At 66.4% G+C, this 17,563-nt stretch carries 14 protein-coding genes; 7 read left to right on the top strand and 7 right to left on the bottom strand.

All coding sequences use genetic code 11. The annotated features are described in order from the left end of the window. Positions 1–18: 18 nt before the first annotated feature. Positions 19–717, top strand: coding sequence for a 2OG-Fe(II) oxygenase (locus VHC04_RS09865; RefSeq protein WP_325680571.1), 699 nt, complete (start codon positions 19–21; stop codon positions 715–717). Positions 718–950: 233 nt separating this feature from the next. Here the strand turns inward: VHC04_RS09865 and cysK are convergent, their stop codons facing one another. Further along, on the bottom strand, positions 951–1,928 hold the full coding sequence (gene cysK, locus VHC04_RS09870; RefSeq protein WP_325680573.1) for a cysteine synthase A: 978 nt from the start codon (positions 1,926–1,928) through the stop codon (positions 951–953). 235 nt (positions 1,929–2,163) lie between these two features. Between cysK and VHC04_RS09875 the strand changes: the two genes are divergently transcribed. Both VHC04_RS09875 and VHC04_RS09880 read left to right on the top strand, forming a co-directional pair. After that, positions 2,164–3,468 carry a TCR/Tet family MFS transporter gene (locus tag VHC04_RS09875; protein ID WP_325680575.1) on the top strand — a complete coding sequence of 435 codons (1,305 nt, stop codon included), beginning with the start codon at positions 2,164–2,166 and terminating at the stop codon, positions 3,466–3,468. Between the two features lie 142 nt (positions 3,469–3,610). After that, positions 3,611–3,829, top strand: a complete 219-nt coding sequence (locus VHC04_RS09880; protein WP_325680577.1) for a hypothetical protein — start codon at positions 3,611–3,613, stop codon at positions 3,827–3,829. Positions 3,830–3,891: 62 nt separating this feature from the next. On the opposite strand, the gene VHC04_RS09885 is transcribed toward VHC04_RS09880, so the two are convergent. After that, positions 3,892–4,986 (bottom strand): amidohydrolase family protein, encoded by a 1,095-nt coding sequence (locus tag VHC04_RS09885; RefSeq protein ID WP_325680579.1) that lies wholly within the window; start codon positions 4,984–4,986, stop codon positions 3,892–3,894. After that, the gene (locus VHC04_RS09890; protein WP_325680581.1) at positions 4,983–6,038 is read right to left on the bottom strand and encodes an amidohydrolase family protein; all 1,056 of its coding nucleotides are present in this window, start codon (positions 6,036–6,038) and stop codon (positions 4,983–4,985) included. The genes VHC04_RS09885 and VHC04_RS09890 overlap by 4 nt, the downstream gene beginning before the upstream one ends. Before the next feature lie 157 nt (positions 6,039–6,195). Between VHC04_RS09890 and VHC04_RS09895 the strand changes: the two genes are divergently transcribed. After that, positions 6,196–7,404 carry an ABC transporter substrate-binding protein gene (locus VHC04_RS09895; protein WP_325680583.1) on the top strand — a complete coding sequence of 403 codons (1,209 nt, stop codon included), beginning with the start codon at positions 6,196–6,198 and terminating at the stop codon, positions 7,402–7,404. 22 nt (positions 7,405–7,426) lie between these two features. On the opposite strand, the gene VHC04_RS09900 is transcribed toward VHC04_RS09895, so the two are convergent. The 4 genes from VHC04_RS09900 to hisG all read right to left on the bottom strand — a co-directional run bounded on the left by VHC04_RS09900 (position 7,427) and on the right by hisG (position 12,812). Next, the gene (locus VHC04_RS09900; protein WP_325680585.1) at positions 7,427–8,215 is read right to left on the bottom strand and encodes a 2-keto-4-pentenoate hydratase; all 789 of its coding nucleotides are present in this window, start codon (positions 8,213–8,215) and stop codon (positions 7,427–7,429) included. A 159-nt stretch (positions 8,216–8,374) separates the two neighbouring features. Further along, positions 8,375–9,253, bottom strand: coding sequence for a transglutaminase family protein (locus tag VHC04_RS09905; protein WP_325680588.1), 879 nt, complete (start codon positions 9,251–9,253; stop codon positions 8,375–8,377). A 94-nt stretch (positions 9,254–9,347) separates the two neighbouring features. Next, positions 9,348–11,840, bottom strand: a complete 2,493-nt coding sequence (locus VHC04_RS09910) for a circularly permuted type 2 ATP-grasp protein (RefSeq protein WP_325680590.1) — start codon at positions 11,838–11,840, stop codon at positions 9,348–9,350. Positions 11,841–12,107: 267 nt separating this feature from the next. Beyond that, the gene (gene hisG / locus VHC04_RS09915) at positions 12,108–12,812 is read right to left on the bottom strand and encodes an ATP phosphoribosyltransferase (RefSeq protein ID WP_325680592.1); all 705 of its coding nucleotides are present in this window, start codon (positions 12,810–12,812) and stop codon (positions 12,108–12,110) included. Positions 12,813–13,205: 393 nt separating this feature from the next. Here hisG and VHC04_RS09920 point away from each other — a divergent pair, with 393 nt between their 5' ends. The 3 genes from VHC04_RS09920 to VHC04_RS09930 all read left to right on the top strand — a co-directional run bounded on the left by VHC04_RS09920 (position 13,206) and on the right by VHC04_RS09930 (position 17,494). After that, complete coding sequence (locus VHC04_RS09920) at positions 13,206–13,991, top strand: enoyl-CoA hydratase/isomerase family protein (RefSeq protein ID WP_325680594.1); 786 nt, start codon at positions 13,206–13,208, stop codon at positions 13,989–13,991. Positions 13,992–14,047: 56 nt separating this feature from the next. Then, positions 14,048–16,279 carry a glycosyltransferase gene (locus tag VHC04_RS09925; RefSeq protein WP_325680595.1) on the top strand — a complete coding sequence of 744 codons (2,232 nt, stop codon included), beginning with the start codon at positions 14,048–14,050 and terminating at the stop codon, positions 16,277–16,279. 165 nt (positions 16,280–16,444) lie between these two features. Then, positions 16,445–17,494, top strand: a complete 1,050-nt coding sequence (locus VHC04_RS09930; RefSeq protein ID WP_325680597.1) for an amidohydrolase family protein — start codon at positions 16,445–16,447, stop codon at positions 17,492–17,494. Positions 17,495–17,563 lie beyond the last annotated feature (69 nt).

Consider the following 17,563-nt stretch of genomic DNA (forward strand, 5'->3'; position numbering starts at 1 on the left):
CAAGAGATCAGGAACCCCATGCAGCCTGAAACCATTCCAGCTCTGGATTCGGCGACGCTTCTGCGGGATCTGACCGAAGACGGCTATGCCGTGCGGGACCTGCTGCCGCCAGGGACCTGCCGCGATCTGGCGGCACTGTACGGGCAGCCGGACCTGTTCCGTAAGCGTATCGTGATGGAGAAGCACGCCTATGGCCGCGGCGAATACCAGTATTTCCGCTATCCGCTGCCATCACTGATCGGGTCCTTGCGGGCGGCCCTGTATCCCCCGCTGGCCGCCGTCGCCAACGAATGGCGCCGCCTGCTGGGCGGAGAGCCGTTTCCGGACACGCTGGAGGCCTATCTGGCGCACTGTCATGCCGCCGGCCAGACACGGCCGACGCCATTGCTGCTGCGCTATGAGCCGGGCGACTATAACTGCCTGCACCAGGATCTGTATGGCGACCTGGTCTTTCCGCTGCAGGCGGTGGTCCTGCTGGATGCGCCTGGCGAGGATTTTACCGGCGGCGAGTTCGTCCTGGTCGAGCAACGTCCGCGTGCCCAGTCCCGCGCCGCGGTGGTACCGGTCGGGCAGGGGCAGGTGATCATGTTCCCCTGCCACCACCGGCCGGGCATGGGCTCACGCGGGCCGTATCGCCTGACCATGCGGCATGGCGTCAGCCGCATCCACAGCGGCCGGCGCCACACGCTGGGCATCATCTTCCACGATGCCGCCTGACGACCGGCTTGTGCCAGGCAGACCTGTCAACCCGTAGGGAATGCCGATCCGCCATCCTGGATGGAGGCAGGGCACCCACGCCTCGCCGCCGCCTGCCCCGTGGGCAGCCCCATGTGGCAGCCCCGTGCGGCAGCCCCGTGCGCGACCGCGCGCGTTCGACACAGATGTCAACGACGCGCCTGCCCCGACACGGGAAGGGACAGTGAAACCGCCGGCATCAACGGTGCCCGGTATCAGACCCCTTCGAACAGCACGGTACTGATATAGCGTTCCGCGAAGGACGGGATGATCACCACGATCCGCTTGCCGGCGAAGTCCGGCCGCTTGGCGACCTTGATGGCCGCCGCCAATGCCGCGCCCGAGGAGATGCCGCCCGGAATGCCTTCCACCCGCGCGAGCTTGCGCGACCAGGTCAAGGTTTCCTCGTTACCGACCTTGATGACCTCGTCATAGGCCTTGGTGTCCAGCACTTCCGGCACGAAGCCGGCGCCGAGGCCCTGGATCGGGTGCGGGCCGGGGGGGCCACCGGACAGCACCGCGCTGACTTCCGGCTCCACCGCGAAGATGCGCAGGCTGGGACGACGGGGTTTCAGGGCATGGGAAACGCCGGTCAGCGTGCCGCCGGTGCCGACACCGGAGATGATCGCATCTACTTCCCCGGCGGTATCGTACCAGATTTCCTCGGCCGTGGTCTTCACATGGATCGCCGGGTTGGCCGGGCTGCCGAACTGGTTGGCGGCGACCGATCCGGGCGTCGATGCCAGCAACTCCTTCGCTCTGGCCACGGCGCCGCCCATGCCCTTTTCGCGCGGAGTCAGTTCCAGTTCCGCGCCCAGATAAGCCAGCATCTTCCGCCGCTCGATCGACACCGATTCCGGCATCGTCAGGATCAGCCGGTAGCCGCGCGCGGCGGCGACGAAGGCCAGGCCGATGCCGGTATTGCCCGAAGTCGGTTCGATGATCGTGCCGCCGGGCTTCAATTTGCCGGATTCCTCCAGGTCGAGGATCATGTTGACGCCGATCCGGTCCTTCACGCTGCCCAGCGGATTGAAGAACTCCAGCTTCAGGACGATGTCGGCGGTGATGCCTTCCTCGGCGGTGATCTTGGGGATGCGGACCAGGGGGGTGTTGCCGATGGTCTCGGCGATGTTGTCATAGATGCGACCGCGCAGGGGGCGGTCCAGGGTCAGCGGCTTCTGTTCGGTTGCCATGACGTGTTCTCTCTTGCCTCGATGCGGATGGGGGCGCCAGGCGCTGTCATCGCGCCATTGAAGGCAAAGTTTTTCCGTGCTGGCAAGGTGGGGCTTATGCGGGAAAATTCATCCTCTGAATCTCGTCCAGTAGGCGTTTGTCTTCTGCTCGCTGCGCGGGATGAGGCAGACCGCCGCGCGTCCGCCTCGGCTGGCCGGACTTGGCATTTGCCGCCGCCGGTGCACATCTGCGGGGATGACCGACCCCACCCCCAGCCTGAGCGGCCCGCCATCGCGGCCGGGTGGGCGTCGTCGCCGATCCGCCTCTGTCGGCTTCATCGTCGTCACCCTGGCGATCGACGCGCTGGGCTTCGGCCTGGTGGTGCCGATCATGCCGCTGCTGATCCAGCAGCTTGCCGGGTCGACACCCTCGGAGGCGTCGCTGTGGGTCGGGCTGACCTTGACCGGCTTCGCGGTGATGCAGTTCGCCTGCGCGCCGATCATCGGCGGGTTGTCGGACCGCTTCGGCCGGCGCCCGGTGCTGCTGCTGTCCCTGGCGGGGATTGGCACGAACTACCTGCTTCTGGCCTGGGCACCGTCGCTGGCCTGGCTGATGCTGGGGCGCTGCATCGCGGGCGCGACCGCAGCCAACGCCTCGACCGCCACAGCCTACATCGCCGACGTGACACCGCCGCACAAACGCGCCGCCAGCTTCGGGCTGGTCGGGGCCAGCTTCGGCCTGGGCTTCGTCATCGGGCCGGCGGTCGGTGGGCTGCTGGGGGCCTATGGCCTGCGCGTGCCGTTCCTGGCGGCCGCCGTATTGGCAGGGTGTAACCTGCTGTACGGCGCCTTCGTCCTGCCCGAGAGCCTGCCGCCATCGCTGCGCCGCCGCTTCGACTGGAAGCGGGCCAATCCTGTTGGATCGCTGCGGGCGCTGACGCACAACCCGAACCTGGGACGGCTGGCGATCGCCTGGGGCTGTTCCTGGTTCGCACTGGGGGCGCTGCAGACCAGCTTCGTGCTGGCGAATGAGATTCGCTTCGGCTGGGACACGCGGCACAACGGGTTGGCCTTGGCGGTGGCCGGGCTGGGATCGGCGCTGGTGCAGGGGCTGCTGGTACGTCGGATCATTGCCGCGCTGAGCGAACGCCGAGCGGCGATGACCGGGACGGTGATGACCGCCACCGCTTATGTCCTGATCGCCCTCGCGCCGGTGTCATGGGTGGTGATCCTGGGCATCCTGCTGCAGGCGGCCGGCGCCTTCACCGGGCCGGCCGTGCAGGGCATGGTCTCGGCCAGCGTAGGACCGGAACGGCAGGGAGAGACACAAGGGGCGCTGACCTCGGTGCAGGGACTGACGGCGATCATCTCACCGGTCGTGGCGGGGCTGGTGTTCGCGCATTTCGCCGGACCGGACGCGATGGTGCGGTTGCCGGGGGCGCCGTTCCTGGTCTCGGCGCTAGCCTTCCTGGTAGCACTGGTCGCGGTAACCGGCGTGCGGGTGCCGGCCGCGCTGGCGGAGGAGGAGACGGCGGCCGTCGGCGTGGAAGCAGACCGGTAGGGGTGGCATTGCAAATGCGCCCGGATCAGGGCTGTCCCTTGCCGGAGGCGGCGAACCCGCTCCGGCCCGCGGTGGTCATCGAGATGGCGGGCTGTTCGCGCCAGGCCACGTATTCGCGCCAGGCCACGTAAATGTCATCCTGGTGCCGCCAACCACCGACGAAGCTTTCGCCATTCCCGATCTTTCGGTGCTGATCGGACCCTCGGCCGAAAATGGCTGCTCCAAACCGTGCTGCACGGTCGCGCATCTGGTGACGGCAACCGCAATGTCCCGGGTCAGGCCGCCCACCTCGCGCATCACGCCGGCGCAACTGGCGCTGATCCGACAGGACATTGCCCTCGCGATCAGCCGGGCACGCTGATCCATCACACCTTGGTCCGCCACATTCCAATATGCGGCGCCGATGCCGCTTGGGATAATCCGTCAGCGGAACGTATAGACCGCCAGCGCATTATCGTGGAACAGCATGCGCCTCTCCCGCTCCGTCATCTGGAAGCGGAAGGCCAGGTGCGGGTCGTCGAAATCCCAGTGCGGATAGTCGCTGGAATAGACCATCCGGTCCCAGCCGATCCATTCAAAGACCTGTCGCAGATCGTCGGGCCGTTCCGGCTCCTCCACCGGCTGGGTGGCGAACCACAGATTGGTCTTCATGTAGTCCGAGGGCTTCTGCTTCAGCGGCGCCTCGTCGCGCATCTTCATCCAGTGCGCGTCCAGCCGCCAGGCAAGCTGCGGCACCCAGGCGAAGCCGCCCTCGATCAGCACGATTTTCAAATTCGGAAACGCATCGAAGACGCCTTCCAGGATCAGGCTCGCCGCCTGGTTCTGCATGGAGTGCGACAGGACCTGGTGGTCCTCGATATAATATTGCGGCCAGCCGCTGGCGGACGGTGCATTGGCCTGGGTACCGCCGATATGCAGCCCGATCGACAGTCCGTTCGCCTGCGCGGCAGCGAAGATCGGCCAGTAGCGGCGGCGGCCCAGCGGCTCCGACGTCTTCGAGCCAAGCTGGACCTGGCAGAACCGCCAGTCGCCGGCCCGTTTCTCGATCTCCTTCACCGAGGCTTCGGGATCGTCCTGCGGCACCAGGATGGAGGCACGCAACCGCCGGTCGACATCGACGAAATCATGCGCCTGCCAGTCATTCATCGCCGCGCACAGCGCCGCCGCCTCATCGAGGTTGCGGGACGTGTTGCCGCCTAGCAGCGGTTCCAGTACGCCGTATTCGATGTTGTAGGGATCCAGCAGCTGAGTGCGGATGAAATCCACGTCCGATCCCGGCAACCCGCCATTCGGCGGCCAGGAGTCCCGCCGCGATGTATTGGGCGAAAACCGCGGATAGGAGCCGCGATCGGCATAGGGCCCGCAGTTGAACTTTCCGTACTGGAACACGTGGTTGCGCCAGCGTTCCGACAGGTACCGGTTCAGCGCACCGGCCTTGGGGTAGGGATGGATGTCGCAGTCGATCAGGCCCAGCAGGCTGGATGCGTCGCGCGCGGCGACGGAAACGGGCGCGTTCATGCGGCTTCCTCCTGCAAGCGGGGATAGGTGGCCAGCGGGTTGTCCAGGCGGATGCGACGCCGTAACGATTCCGGAAGGCCCGGGGGCATGACGGCATCGCCCTCGAACTGCCAGTGCGGATAGTCCGAGGCGAACAGCAGCATATGGTCGGCGTCGATCTGCTCCACCGTGCGCTGTACGGCGTGGGTGTCGGCGGCATCGAAGGGCTGGATGCTGAGGCGGAAATGGTCGCGGATGATGTCGCCAGGGGAACGGTTTACCCAGGGCACCTCGCCCCGCACGCCGCGCCAGGTCTTGATCGCGCGCCAGATGAAGCCAGGCAGCCAGGACACGCCGGATTCCAGCAGCACGAAGCGCAGGGTGGGGAATCTGTTGACCACGCCGTTGGAAATCAGGCTGAGGATCTGCGCCTCGAAGGTTTGCGACTGGGCCACATAGTCGTGCACGAAATGGGACGGCCAGCCAGTGGCGGTGGGGGCATAGCGATAAAGGCTGCCGGCGTGGATGCCGATCGGCAGGTCGTATCGCGCGGCGGCTTCATAGATCGGCCAGTAATAGGAGCGGCCGAGCATCATTTCGCACGCGACCGGAAGGAGGATTTGGACGAACCGGTGGTCGGCGGCGCAGCGGTGGATTTCCTCGGCGGCCAGCAGCGGCGCCTGGGCCGGCACGACGATGGAGGCGCGCAGCCTCGGCTCCTGGTTCAGCCAATGGTCCCGCACCCAGTCGTTGACGGCGGAGCAGATCGCCGCGCCCATGGTTTCGCTCAGCGCGACCTGGCCGCCGGTCAGCGGGTTGCAGATGGCGATGCCGATATCGAACGCGTCCAGCGCCTGCGCACGCATCGCGTCCAGGCTGGCGCCAGGCCGCTGGCCCTTCACCCGCCAGTCGGGCCGGCAGGTGAGCGGGGCATTCAGCGGGTAGGACATCATGTCGAATCCATCGAGCCCGCGCTGGACGAACGCGTCCTGCCAGAACGGCTCCATGTACGGCAGCAGGGCATGGATGTCCGGCACACCCGGATGGATGTCGCAATCGATCGCGGTTTGCATTGGCGCGTCTCCGCCCTGGACTATGCGGATCGGCGCTCGCCGGTGTCAAACCGGTTGAGATGCGGGATGGCGCTTCGGGCTTCGCAGCACGGGGCCAACAGCGCTAGGCTGCCCGCACATGGTCGAAGAACCATGAGATCAGGGAGGCAGTCCACCGATGTTGCACCGCAGAACCGTCCTGTCCGGCATCGCCGCCGCGCTGACCGCACCCGCCATCCATGCTCAGGCCGCCCAGGCGCCAGGGATCACCGATACTGAGATCACCTTCGGCAACACATACCCCTATAGCGGTCCGGCCTCGGGCTACGCCACCAATGCCAAGGCGGAAGCGGCGTATTTCCGGATGCTGAACGACCAGGGCGGGATCAATGGCAGAAAACTGAATTTCCTGTCGCTGGATGACGCGGCGAGCCCGCCGAAGACGGTGGAGCAGACCCGCCGGCTGATCGAGCAGGAGCAGGTGGCCTTCCTGTTCAACCCGCTGGGCACCGCGTCGAACACGGCGATCGTGAAGTATGTGAACATGAAGAAGGTGCCGCATTTGTTCCTGGCCACCGGCGCCGACCAGTGGGGCAACTACAAGGAGCATCCGTGGACGATCGGCTGGCAGCCCAGCTACCGGACCGAGGCGCAGATCTACGGAAAGTACATTCAGAAGAACAAGCCGGACGCCCGGATCGGCATCATCTATCAGAATGATGATTTCGGCCGTGACTATATCTACGGCCTGCAGGACGTGATCGGGCCCGAGGCGATGAAGTCGGTGAAGACAGTGTCCTATGAGCTGACCGATCCGACGGTGGATTCACAACTGGTCAGCCTGAAGGCCGCCGGCGTGGACACGCTGATCGCCGCGGCCTCGATCAAGTTCGGCGCGCTGGTGATCCGCAAGGTGCGCGAACTGGACTGGCATCCGCTGCACCTGCAAAGCAATGTCTCGGTATCGGTCGGTGGCGTGATGATCCCGGCCGGACCGCAGAACGGCGTCGGCGTGATCAGCTCCACCTATATGAAGGATCCGACCGATCCGGCCTGGAACAGCGATCCGGACATGGTGACATGGCGGGCGTTCATGGCGAAATATTATCCTGATGGCGATCTGAACGACGCCGGCAATGTGTATGGTTACGGGCTGGCGAAGACGATGGAGCATGTGCTGCGCGCCTGCGGCAGCGACCTGTCGCGGGACAACATCATGCGGCAGGCCACCAGCATGGACCATGTGAAGAACCCGATCCTGCTGCCTGGAATCACGCTGTCGACCAGTCCGACGAACTACCGGCCGCTGCGGCAGCTGCAGCTGATGAAATGGAACGGCAAGACATGGGACCGGTTCGGCGAGATCATCGAGGGGGCGAATGTCTGAAGGCGCTTCCCGGGCGGTGGCCTTATGTTTCGCCGGCAAATGTCACGCTCACGGTGCCCAGCCCGTCGAAGCTGACGGTGCAGCGGTCGCCCGGGTCCAGGTAGCGCAGGCCAGTATAAGACCCGCAGGTCACGAATTGGCCGGCCCGCACGCCGATGCTGGTCCGCATCATGTTGGCCAGTTCGACGGCGACGCCCAGCGGGTCACCGGTGGGATGGCCACCTTTCTGATCGACCACCACCTTGTCGTTGACGGCCAGCCGCACATGGATCGACGTGAAATCCAGGTGCTGCCACGCCGTGACCGCCGGGGCATGGACGAAGCCGGCATTGCTGACGCAGTCGGCCAGACGCTCGAAGAAGGTCGCCAGGCCGGAGTCGGTGAACCGGTCGCTGACCAGCTCGATGGCGGCGCAGGCATCGACCGCGGCGGCGACCTCCTGCCGGGTGTACGGCTCCTCGCGGGGCCCGAGGTCGCGGTGGAAAATGAAGGCGACCTCGGCCTCCACACCCCGCTGCGGCGCGTCCTTGCCGGTGACCTGCACGGGTGAGGCGAAGGTCAGCGGCGCATAGATCGGTGCCCTGGTCGCTTCGACCGCGAAGGGCTGGGCGCTGGTCCCGCCGGCCCGTGGGCCGTTCGCCTTGTAGCCGCTGACCGCGAGGCCCAGCAGGCCGGTCACTGCATCCTGGATGGCATGCGCGTCGGCGACGCTGTGCGGGGTGCACGGTTCCGGCAGGCGGTTGATGCGGGTGCCTTGGCGTCGCGCCTCGGCCAGCAGCATGGCGGCGGCGTCAATCTGGTCCGGATCCATGGGTCGTTCGGTCCTGTCGGCGATCGGAGCTGGCAGTTTCCCATATGGGAAGACACTTCGCCAGAAGCATGAGCTCGCAGGATCAAGAGCGGCGGATGAAGCGGCACCGAGCGGAATTCCGCGCGGGCGGGCTCATCCGGCTTACCGCCCGCTCCGCTCTCAGCCCACCGGCTCGGGTTCCAGATCGACGCTGACAGACAACCAGTGGTCGCCACCGCCTCCGAGGATCACGCCCCGCACCGGGCTGACATCGCTGTAGTCGCGGCCCCAGCCCAGCAGGACGTGCTCATCCTTCACCACCACGCCGTTGGTTGGGTCCAGGTCCACCCAGCCATGCGCCGGTCCAAGCCATGCGCCGACCCAGGCGTGCGACTGGTCGGCGCCTTGCCGGCGTGGCTGCCCCGGTGGTGGCCGCGTGCGGATGTAACCGGATGTATAGCGTGCCGGCAGCCCCAATCCGCGCAAGGCGCTGATCATCACATGGGTGAAATCCTGGCAGACCCCCTCGCGCCGGTGCATCACCTGCGATACGGGCGTGGAGATCGACGTCACCCCGGCCTTGAACCGGAACTCCTTGAAAATCCGGCTCGTCAGGTCGACCAGCGCCTCCAGTACCGGCCGTCCAGGCGCGAAGCTGGGCCGCGCGAAATCCCGCGTGCTGTCGTTCAGCGGCGCCATCGGCGTGCCGAAGCGAAATTCCGCTTCCTGCCAGGCCACGGGCAGGCGCGCAGCCTGCGCCACATCCTCCCACGGCAGGGTCTCGCCCGACGGGGGCGGCGTTGGAAATTCCACATCCACCACCGATTCCGCCGTCACCTCGAAATCCGCATGCGGCTGGTCGAGGAACAGCCATGTCACCGGGTTGCCGAAATAGTCCACGCCGTCGCGGCGCCGGGCGGCCATCGGCGAGGTGACCAGCTTCTCGGAGACGACGGACTGGAACGATCGCGGGCGGGGGCGCAGGTGCACCATGTGCGCCGCCAGATCGACCGGCGTGCCATAGCCATAGCGTGAGATATGACGAACGCGGTATCGCATCCCACCTGTCCACCGAGACCGCCGGATATAGGGCAGGGCCGCTCGGCACGGAACGTGCCGCGACGCCGAATCTGCATGAGGCCATGGCACCGGTTCAGGCCGCGCCGCGGAATTCCTCATTTTCCAGCCCCAGGCTGTGTGCAATCGGCAACAGTGTGAAATAGCGTCGCGATACCTGGTCCGCCACCTCGCTGATCGATTGTGACAGCTGGCGCAAGCGGGGCGGCAGCCGCGCCGTCGTCGCCATCTGGTCGGGCGACTGCATCACGTCCTGCACGATATCGCTGGTTTCCTGCAGCATCGGATCGATCGCCCGGACCAGGGGGTCGCCTTCTTCGACGATCTGGTGCAGCAGCAGCCGCAGCGCCGACAGCTGGAAGGCTAGCCCGCGCGGATTGCCGTCATCGGCCAGGATCAGGTCCAGCGCCGGTGCCGGCTGCAGCACTGCCAGGTAGCGTGCGCGGTAGGTGATCACTGAATCGCGCAGTTCCAGCGCCAGCCGCAGCGCCGCCTCCACCCGGCCGGGTTGGGTCGCCGCCTGCGGCTGGTCCAGCACTTCCGCCAGCTCCGTCGCGATCGCCTGTGCCCGTTCCGTCCGGCGGCCGAAATCCAGGAACAGGCGGCCGCCGCCGCGGACCATGTTCTCGGCGGCCAGGCCCGCGACCGTTGCCGAGAATTCGAGAATCTCCGTCGTCAGCATGGCGGCGCGTTCCAGCGCGCGTGGATCGGTATCCGCCGGCAGCCTGCGCATCGCATCGGTCATGTCGCGCAGCGAGCGGGTCAGCACGGAGTACAATTCCCCGGTCAGCCGGTCACGCAGTTGGTCCACCTGACCGGCCACGCTGTCCAGCAGCAGTCGCATGCGCCCATTCGCCCGGAACGCGCGTAGCACGCCGGAGGCCAGCATGCCGACGCCGACGGCGCCGTTTTCCTCGGGGTCCGCCATGCCCACGCTCGACAGGCTGGCCATCAGCACATGCATCTCGGCCATCTCGCGCGCGGTGGGGGACGGCCGCAACACCCGCGCGATCATCGCCCGCAGCAGGCGCGCCCCTTCCTCCAGCCGCTCCAGGTAGCGGCCGAGCCAGTAGAAATTGTCGGCGACGCGGGATGGGAGGTCGCCCGAGGTGCGGCGGATCGCCAGGGTTGGCGTGAACAGGCCCAGCGCCCCCTCGACGGCATCGCTGTCATCGGCCAGCACCCACACATCCTTGGACACGGCGTTGCGCGGTAGCCGCCCGGCCAGCCCGTCCTCCTCGGACAATGCGCGTGCCAGGCCGCCCGGGAAGGCGCGCCAACGCTGCCCGTCGAAGGCCAGGAACATCCGCAGCGCCACCGGCCTTGGCTCCAGCCCGCTCGGCCCGGCGCACGGTGCCACCGACGGATGCGGCGCCACCGAGGCGGCGTACTCCGTCGGCCGGGCAGCGATCCGCGCGGCCAGCCTCTCTCGCTCCTCGGCTGGTAACTGCATCGGCACCACCGGAACCGCATCGCCCTCGGTCGCCGGACGGATCACCCAGCCTTCCAGGTCACGCAGCACGGTCCGCACCATGGCCTGCTCGCCCAGCCACAGCGTCGCCTGGCTGGGCACCAGCAGATCCTCGCCCAGCAGATGGCGGGCGAGCTGCGGCAGGAAGGCAGCCAGACCCGGCGCCTCCACCACGGCGGAGCCCGGGTCGTTGATGATCCGCAGCGCACCGCCGCGGATCGCCTCCATCAGGCCCGGCACGCCGATGCCGGGCGCCAGTTCCAGCGAATCGATCAGCCTGCCGGACTTGCGCCGCAGCAGCACGCCGATCCGCTGCAAGCCGCGCAGCGTCTTCAGATAGACCTGCCCGTTGCGCAGCGTCAGATCGCCGCTTTCCACCAGGCTGATCGACAGCTCCCGTGCCAGCAGCACATGTTCGAACCACATCGGATCGGCGTGCCCAGCGCTGAGCAGCGCCACCGCCGCGCTATCGCCGGGTAACAGCGCCTGCAGCGATTCGCCGATAATGTCCATGAACGGGCGGAACTGGTGGACGCGCTGGTTGCGGAACAGCTCCGGCACCACGCGCCCCAGGATGCGGCGGTTTTCCAGTGCATAGGCGATGCCTTGCGCCTCGTCGGTGCGGTCGGCCAGGACCCGCCAGATGCCGTCGCCGCCGCGTAGCAGGTCGGCGGCGTAGAAGAACAGATACCGGTCGCGCCGCGTGCCGGTCAGGTCGCAGCAAGCCCGCAGGAAGTCCTGGTTCGGGTAGACGATGTCGACCGGAATTCGCCCGTCTGTCAGCAGGGTCCGTGGGCCGTACAGGTCGGCCAGTATCAGCTCCAGCAACGCGGCACGTTGTGCCAGGCCGGTTTCCAGCGCGTTGAACTCGGCGGCGGACAAGGGGAGGGGGATCGGATCACACCGCCAATTCACCGCGCGTTCCCCGGGCAGGATCGCGGTGATTCCCTCTTCGGCGAAGGTCTCGTCCAGCAGGCGCGCGCGCTGGGCCAGGACTTCGTGTCCCAAGCTGAACATCGATGACAACAACCCGCGCCAATGCGGCTTCACGCCGCCGTTGCCATCGGCCATTTCATCCAGCGGGTGAGGGCCGGTCATCCGGCAGTCGAGGCCCTGGTGGCGAGGCGTTGCGTGGACTGGCTGATCAGGGCCGCCAAATCCTCGGCCTTCCCCACCGGTGCATCCTCATTCTCCGCTCAAGGGCAGCGATGGTGCCATGCAGCGAAACGGCTTGTCCAGGCGATGGGTGGGAAAGCGATCCGGGACGAACGGACGGTCCGCCGCGCCGCTCGCGGCCATCCTGGCGGTGCTGGCCGGATCGATTCTAGTCTCCACGCCGCGGCGGTGCCGTCGCGGGTGATTGGGTCAGGCGGCCGGGCCGTTGTCGAGCGCCTTGCGGAACCGAGCGATCCAGGCCCCCACGGCTTCAGGTTGGGTCTTCAGCGCCGTCCGGTTGACGATCAGTCGGCTGGTGACATCGGCGATCACCTCGGTTTCCACGAGGCCATTCGCTCGCAAGGTGGATCCTGTCTGCACCAGGTCGACGATCAGCCGGCAGAGTCCTAGCCCTGGCGCCAACTCCATGGCGCCGTTCAGGTGCACGACCTCGGCATGGATGCCGCGGCCGGCATAATGGCGCCGCGCGATATTCGGATATTTGGTCGCCACCCGCACACGCGACCAGCGGGACGGATCGTCGGATCCTGCCGTCTCCCGCGGCTCCGCGACCGATACGCGGCACTTGCCGATGCCCAGGTCCAGCGGTGCGTACACCTCGGGATAGTCGAATTCCATCAGCACGTCGGCGCCGCATATGCCGATATGCGCAGCCCCGAAGGCCACGAAGGTGGCGACATCGAACGGCCGCACGCGGACCACGTCCAGCATCGGATCATCGGTTGGGAACCGCAGGCGGCGGCTGTCCTCATCCTCATAATCCGCCGCCGGCACCACGCCAGCCCTGGCCAGCAGCGGTCCGCATTCGGCCAGAATGCGTCCTTTCGGCAGCGCCAGGATCAGCGGCGATGTCAGCTCCGGCCCTAGCGAGGCCATTGAAAACGGCGCGGTCATGCAGACTCCGAGTCCATGGTTTGGCGGGGTGAGTGGAGAGGTCCCCAGGGGACATTCCAGGGGGCGCTACCCCCTGAACCCCCGCAAAGGGGCACGCCCCTTTGGATCCCCGTCCATTGGGGGGAAAGAGGGAGGGGCGACCGTGCCGGTTGCAAGGTCCGTGTCGCCCCTCCCTCTTTCCCCCCAATAAATGGGTTCTAAGGGCGTTACGCCCTTAGCGGGGTGCAGGGGCGGCGCCCCTGCGTCTCACCAACTCACGTCCCATCAAACGATTGCCTGGCATTTACCGCACCCTGATTCGCGTCGATAGCCGGCCTGAGGGGAAGCTGGGTTGCGTGCATCTTTCGCGAGGCCAGGGGATGGCCTAAAGGGGTCCGACGGAGGGAATGCAGAATGCAGCACGGTCATTACGAGCATATTGGCGTCGACACGCAGGGTCACGTCGCGATTATCGAGGTTCGGCGGGGGCCGAACAATTTCGTCGATACCGACATGGTGGGTGAGATCGCCGACGCGCTGGAGGTCTATGATCGCACGCCCGCGGTGCGTTCGATCGTGCTGTGTGCCGAAGGCAAGCATTTCTGCGCCGGGGCGGATTTCAGCAGTCGCGGGCCCGATGGTGTGGCCAAAGCGGCCAAGCGCGGCCGGCACCTCTATAAGGAGGCGCAGCGTCTGTGGCGGACCGGCAAGCCGATCGTCGCGGCGGTGCATGGGGCCGCCATCGGCGCGGGCCTGGGACTGGCCGTCATGGCCGATTTCCGCGTCGCCTGTCCGGAGGCGCGGCTGTCCGCCAATTTTACACGGATGAACTACCATCCCGGTTTCGGCCTGACCTGCACTCTGCCGCGGCTGATCGGGCTGCAGCAGGCCACCATGATGATGTATACCGGCCGACGGTTATCGGGCAATGAGGCATTGACGATCGGCCTCGTCGATGACTGCGTGCCGTCGGATCAGGTGCGCGCCAAGGCAATCGAACTGGCGAAGGAGATCGCCGAGGCGGGTCCGCTGGCCATCGTCGCAACGCGGGAGACCATGCGGCGCGGCCTGGCGGACGCCGTAGCCGCCGCGACGGAGCGCGAGTTTGAGGAGCAGGCGTGGCTTCGCGACACGGCTGACTTCCGGGAGGGCATCAAGGCGATGGGTGAACGCCGGTTGCCAAACTTCCAGGGCCGTTAAGCGCTTCTTAAGCATTCGCACGTAGGAGGGGGGCATCCCTTGGGAGGCCCCCTCCGATGAGCCAGGCGCTGCAACGTCCATCCGATCGGTTGACGGGACTGATCGGATCGTTGTGGTGGCGCCTATCGGTCACCGCGGCCGCCTGTGGGACGCGCCATCCATGGATGCGCCGGCAGGGACGACGCGTCGCAATGGTGCTGTGGTGGACTGTCACCTTCCAACTGCACACCCACGCCCGCTACTGGCTGCGCGCTCAGCGGCTCCGGCGACAAGCCGCGTCCATACCGTCCGATCCAGTGCTGGGTGTTATCGATCCTGCCTCCCTGACGCTGCCGCTGTCCGAAACGCCGGTGGTATCCGTCATCATCCCGACCTATGGGCAGGTGGGCTATACTCTGCGTTGCCTGGCGTCGATCGCCTCCGCCTTGCCGGAGGTGCCGATCGAGGTCCTGGTGATCGACGACGCCTATCCGTTTCCGCCACCGCGGCGCGATGAGCCGTCAACGCCGCTGCATCCGGTGCGTGGTATCCGCCTGATCCGCAATGAGACGAATCTCGGCTATCTGCGAAGCTGCAATAATGCCGCCCGGGCCGCGCGAGGCCAATATCTGTATCTGCTCAACAATGACACGCAGGTGCTGCCCGGCTGGCTCGACCCGATGCTGACCCTGCTATGCGCGCGTCCCGACGCGGGGCTGGTCGGCGCCAAATTGCTGTTCCCCGACGGATCGTTGCAGGAGGCGGGGGGCATTCTCTGGCGCGACGCCTCCGGTTGGAACTACGGCAGGCATGAGGATCCCGTACAGGCCGTCTATAATTATGTGCGGGAGGTTGATTACTGTTCCGGTGCCGCGCTTCTGATCGAGCGCGATCTGTTCCTGCGGGTGGGCGGCTACGACGAACGCTATGCACCGGCCTATTGCGAGGATTCCGATCTGTCGTTCCGTCTGCGGGAGCTTGGACTGAAGACGCTGTATCAGCCCGCCTCCCGCGTCATCCATTTTGAGGGCCTGTCGCATGGCCGCGACACCACAAGCGGCATCAAGGCATGCCAGGTGCGAAATCGTGTGCGGTTCATGCAGCGCTGGCATGACGTGCTGGCTGCTGGCCATTATCCCAGTGGACAGCACGTGATGCGCGCTCGGGATCGGGCGATGCATCGCGAGGTCGTTCTGGTCGTCGACCATCTTTTGCCGGAGCCAGATCGCGATGCCGGTTCGCGCACCATGATGGGCTTCCTGCGCATTCTGGTCGCCGCCGGCAAGGTGGTAAAGTTTTGGCCACAAAACGGCCGTGACAGCGGCGGCTACGCGAGACCACTGCAGCAGATGGGCATCGAGATCCTTTATGGTCCCGGCCTGCCCAGTTTCGAAACCTGGATGCGAGAGAATGGCGCCGAGATCGACTGCGTGTTGCTGAGCCGGCCGACCCTCGCGGAGGAGACGGTGCCCGTGGTTCGCCGGTACTATGCCGGACCGGTCGTCTATTACGGGCACGATCTGCATTTCAGGCGCATGCGCCTTCAGGCGCGGGCCAGCGGTGACGCCGCCTTGTCGGATGATGCGGACCGCATGGAGGAACGTGAACGTCGCGTGTGGCAGCAGGTCGATCTGTCGCTCTATCCCTCGGCCGAGGAAGCGGACATTGCCCGGGCCTTGCAGCCGGACCGCCGGTTCGGGGCGGTGGTCCCATACGGCTTCGATACGTTCCGGCCCCGCCGGAAGCCGGCACCGGGTCAGGAGATCATCTTCGTCGGCGGCTTTGCCCATCCGCCCAACGCGGATGCCGCGGCCTGGTTCGTCCACGAGGTTCTGCCGCTGGTGCGTCAGCGTGTTCCGCAGGCACATCTGTCGATCGTCGGTTCCAACCCGACCGGGACAGTCCGGGCGCTGGCGCGGCAGGAGGCCGTGACCATCAAGGCCAATCTATCCGACACGGCGCTGGACGCGGTCTATGCGCGAGCGCGGGTCGCCGTCGTGCCGCTGCGCTGCGGGGCCGGTGTGAAGATGAAGGTGGTGGAGGCGCTGCGGGAAGGACTGCCGCTGGTGACGACTCCCACCGGCGCGCAGGGTTTGAGCGGCTTATGGCAAGTAGCGGCAATCGAAACGGATGCTGAGGCCTTTGCCGCCGCCGTGGTACGGCTGATGACGGATGACGCCGAATGGACACGCCGGTCCATTCTGCAGCAGGACTTCGCCTGTGCCCGATTCACCGAATCGGCGATGGCGGAATCGTTGCTGTCCGCCCTGGCGGATGCAGCCGGTTCGGCCCGCACGATGGCCGCCTAGCCGCCAACCGTCGAAAAGCCCGAGCTGTGCGGGTTCGTCCTTTGCCGGGCACATTGAATGCTTTCAGCCTCGTGGCCCGGAACTGACCATCTGTCCTGCCTGGTTTGCCAGCAACGCTACCACGTGGCTGGATGGCGCCAATGTGTCGCGCGGGAGAGAAACGCAATGGCCAGCCAGACCGTCGAGCGAAAGCCGTTCCATCACCCCCGCGTACGCCCCGATTGGCTGGCCAAACTGAACGAGGCGGTGCTGGAGCCCGACCTGCCGATCATCGATCCGCACCACCATCTCTGGCGCGCGCGGCCCGATCGATATTTGCTGGATGATCTCGTCGCCGATCTGCGCACCGGCCACAACGTTCGAGCAACTGTTTTCATCCAATGCGGCTCCGACTATTACCCCCACGGCCCGGTGGAACTGCGGCCGGTCGGCGAAACCGTCTTTGTTGCGGAGGCGGCGCGGGTCTGCGAATCCGGCCGCTTTGGTGCGCTACGGGCTTGCGCCGGCATCGTCGGTCACGCCGATTGCCGGCTGGGAGAGCGGATCGATGCCGTTCTGGAGGCCCATATCCTTGCCGGGGAGGGCCGCTTCAAAGGCATCCGGCATAGTGGCACCTTCGATCCCGCGATCGAGCCGACGGCACCGCCGGGTGCGCCGCCGGGCCTGTATCGAGAACCTGGGTTTCGCGCGGGTTTCGCCCGGCTCGCACGCTTCGGCCTGACCTTTGAGGCCTGGCTCTATCACCCGCAGTTGAGCGACCTGATCGACCTGATGCGCGCGTTTCCCGATCAGAAGGTCGTGCTGAACCACCTGGGCGGTCCGTTGGGCGTCGGCCCTTATGAAGACAAGCGGGCCGAGATCCTGAACCGCTGGCGGGACAGCCTGCGGAATCTCGCGCGGTTCCAGAACCTGCACGTGAAACTCGGCGGCCTTGCCATGAATGTGAACGGGTTCGGCTGGCACCATCAGATGCTGCCGCCATCGTCAGGGGAAATAGCGAATGCCTGGCGCCCTTACGTCGAGACGGCGATCGAGCTGTTCGGGGTGAACCGCTGCATGTTCGAAAGCAATTTCCCCGTGGACAAGGGGATGTGCAGCTATCCGGTACTGTGGAATGCCTTCAAGCGCCTGGCTGCTGGCTGTTCCGCCGATGAAAAGGCGGCGCTGTTCCATCGTACGGCGCAGCGCTTCTACGGCCTGCCGCCGGTGACGTGACTATCCCGGCCTGATCGCGACGGGGCGACAGCGGGGCGGCGTTGACTATCTGGTGCCACGACGCGCTGG

Source organism: Rhodopila sp. (genome assembly GCF_035548095.1).
Taxonomy (GTDB): domain Bacteria; phylum Pseudomonadota; class Alphaproteobacteria; order Acetobacterales; family Acetobacteraceae; genus Rhodopila.

What these genes read in the sequence shown, in the direction of transcription:
- VHC04_RS09865 (WP_325680571.1), top strand. Translation starts at nt 19, where the DNA reads ATGCAGCCTGAAACCATTCCAGCTCTGGATTCGGCGACGCTTCTGCGG.
- cysK (WP_325680573.1), bottom strand. Translation starts at nt 1,928, where the DNA reads ATGGCAACCGAACAGAAGCCGCTGACCCTGGACCGCCCCCTGCGCGGT.
- VHC04_RS09875 (WP_325680575.1), top strand. Translation starts at nt 2,164, where the DNA reads ATGACCGACCCCACCCCCAGCCTGAGCGGCCCGCCATCGCGGCCGGGT.
- VHC04_RS09885 (WP_325680579.1), bottom strand. Translation starts at nt 4,986, where the DNA reads ATGAACGCGCCCGTTTCCGTCGCCGCGCGCGACGCATCCAGCCTGCTG.
- VHC04_RS09890 (WP_325680581.1), bottom strand. Translation starts at nt 6,038, where the DNA reads ATGCAAACCGCGATCGATTGCGACATCCATCCGGGTGTGCCGGACATC.
- VHC04_RS09895 (WP_325680583.1), top strand. Translation starts at nt 6,196, where the DNA reads ATGTTGCACCGCAGAACCGTCCTGTCCGGCATCGCCGCCGCGCTGACC.
- VHC04_RS09900 (WP_325680585.1), bottom strand. Translation starts at nt 8,215, where the DNA reads ATGGATCCGGACCAGATTGACGCCGCCGCCATGCTGCTGGCCGAGGCG.
- VHC04_RS09905 (WP_325680588.1), bottom strand. Translation starts at nt 9,253, where the DNA reads ATGCGATACCGCGTTCGTCATATCTCACGCTATGGCTATGGCACGCCG.
- VHC04_RS09910 (WP_325680590.1), bottom strand. Translation starts at nt 11,840, where the DNA reads ATGACCGGCCCTCACCCGCTGGATGAAATGGCCGATGGCAACGGCGGC.
- hisG (WP_325680592.1), bottom strand. Translation starts at nt 12,812, where the DNA reads ATGACCGCGCCGTTTTCAATGGCCTCGCTAGGGCCGGAGCTGACATCG.
- VHC04_RS09920 (WP_325680594.1), top strand. Translation starts at nt 13,206, where the DNA reads ATGCAGCACGGTCATTACGAGCATATTGGCGTCGACACGCAGGGTCAC.
- VHC04_RS09925 (WP_325680595.1), top strand. Translation starts at nt 14,048, where the DNA reads ATGAGCCAGGCGCTGCAACGTCCATCCGATCGGTTGACGGGACTGATC.
- VHC04_RS09930 (WP_325680597.1), top strand. Translation starts at nt 16,445, where the DNA reads ATGGCCAGCCAGACCGTCGAGCGAAAGCCGTTCCATCACCCCCGCGTA.